This is a genomic window from Vibrio sp. 1F169, assembly GCF_041439605.1.
Classification (GTDB): Bacteria; Pseudomonadota; Gammaproteobacteria; order Enterobacterales; family Vibrionaceae; genus Vibrio; species Vibrio tasmaniensis_A.
Map to the genome: position 1 here is coordinate 1 of NZ_JBGOOI010000152.1, position 2,148 is coordinate 2,148.

Below are 2,148 nucleotides of genomic sequence, written 5' to 3' on the forward strand. Positions count from 1 at the left end.
GCTGATCAGATCGTAGGTTCTTGATTTAGTTCCATTGAATTACGCAACAAAGCCCTTAATATCCGCTCGCTTCGGGCGTTCTCTCGTGAATTAACACTTGAGGAACTTGAAGAAGCACTTAAGAAGTTAACGACCGTCTTTCTTAAACGCCAAGAAACAAAATTCGCTGAAATCGTAAATCACATCAAGGTTGATGTTGAAGCTCTCATAGAAGCTCTATCAGGAAAATCAAAAAAGAACACAAAAGGTAAACGTAAGCCTCGCCCTGCTAAATATAGATACACCGACGGGAACGGCAGAGCACAAACATGGACTGGTCAAAGTCGCACCCCTTCCATAATTCAAGAACAGCTTGATGCTGGTAAATCACTTGATGATTTCTTGATCGCGAAATAGTCGCTTCTTTCCCCCCTCCTGCAGTAGGAAGATTTGATCTTGTTGTTAACAACAAGATCAATATTCATATAGAAACGAAACAGAAGCCTTGTTTAAGTTAGTTCGATAGGCCTGAAACCGAAGGCGGGATCCCCATCCTTATTAATGATAATATTAAACGCAGTATTTGGGAAAAATCTCCTAGATTGAATCATTATCTATAAAAGTTAAGTCCTAAGACACCCAATGAAGGCGATATATAAATGGCAAAAAAAAAACGAGCACTCACTTCACTCACTCTTTTTTACAGCCAAGTTTTCTGCAAGGTGATTGCAGCTTTGTCTGTTCTCATTTTAGCTTCCTATCTTTTTGATATTAAATGGCTCTATCGACCAACAAGCCATGGGGCAGCTACGCATCCTATAACTGCTTTTATCTTTTTACTTCTTTCTTGCGCCTGTATTTGGCGGAAAAAGAGTCTGAAGATAACCAGAAGCCTCGTAAGCCTTGCTTTTTTCATACTTGTCATTCGTTTCTATCAACAAAGTACTGGAATTAATTTAATTGACCCTGTTCTAAGTTATTTCATCTTTTTTGATACCCCACTTCACGCAGAGTCTCCCATCGAGATGGGGTTTAATACATCAGTAATGCAACTTTTTGCTGTCATAGCCATTTTTTTCCTCTTAAATAGACGTCCTTGGTATCTAATACAAATTTTTGCCATTACCGCTATTTTCCTCCCATTTGTCTCAGCCGTTGGTTACGCTTATGGTATTGATTCATTTTATGGCCAGATGTCTCCGGTCACCACTATATTAGGGTTCTTTTTAACCATATCAATTTTTGGTCTCACAGCCCACCGAGGCGCACTTAAAACACTCTTATTACCTACTTTAGGAGCGAAAATAGCGCGTACGCAGTTAATCTTTGGGTTGTTATTTTGCCTAGCTGGCGGCTTTCTCACCACTTATATTTTGGAGGATGAAACCAGCGGTTTTGCTATCTATGTAGTGGTGGTCTGTACGTATATCACCTTTACAATGCTGGCTAGTGGTATTACTTATGAGCAATTCGATAAACGTAGACGCCTCCTTGAAAAACAACTCCATAAATCCGCAATTACTGACCGGTTAACTGGATTGTATAACCGATCAGAGTTCGATCAAAAAATCCAAGCAGTATTTGAGCAACAAAACCTGAACCAGGAAATAAATAGTTTACTATTAATAGATATTGATTTTTTTAAGCAATTCAATGATACCTATGGGCACTTACTAGGGGACAAAGTTTTGCAGCTCGTCGCTAATGTTCTGAAAAAAAATACACGCTCTTCTGATCTAGTTTGTCGTTATGGTGGAGAGGAATTCACTATTTTACTTCTTCAAACAGATCTTGAAATCGCCAGCAAGATCGCTGATAACTTAAGAATATTGGTGAGTGAACAAAACCTCACAGCCCCCCTAGAATACGAATCAGATCAGCAAGTGACCATCTCTATAGGATGCGCTAGCCTCTCACAAGCGGAGACAGTCAAAGAGGTGATTAAGCTAGCGGATAATGCTTTATATGAAGCAAAGAAACAGGGGCGAAATAGAATATGTCTCGCTCACGATAAGAGTGAACGCAAAACTTATGACAATTTTTAGCGGCATCGAGAAATCCTAAGAGCGGTTTTGTTGCGTAATTAAATTTAGAGATAGAGCTACCCCGTTTCGCATGCTTTTTAGTCAATACGACAAGTTTCAGGCATACCTAACCCAGTAAGCTTGT

Annotated in this window: 2 protein-coding genes; both read left to right on the top strand. The window is 39.5% G+C overall.

The genetic code is table 11. The features are described from left to right. Window positions 1–33: 33 nt before the first annotated feature. Entirely contained in the window at window positions 34–396 is a 363-nt protein-coding gene (locus ACED53_RS23255; RefSeq protein ID WP_069595600.1) for an H-NS family nucleoid-associated regulatory protein, read from the top strand. Window positions 397–638: 242 nt separating this feature from the next. Continuing rightward, window positions 639–2,024 carry a GGDEF domain-containing protein gene (locus ACED53_RS23260; RefSeq protein WP_017101793.1) on the top strand — a complete coding sequence of 462 codons (1,386 nt, stop codon included), beginning with the start codon at window positions 639–641 and terminating at the stop codon, window positions 2,022–2,024. The last annotated feature ends 124 nt before the right edge of the window (window positions 2,025–2,148 follow it).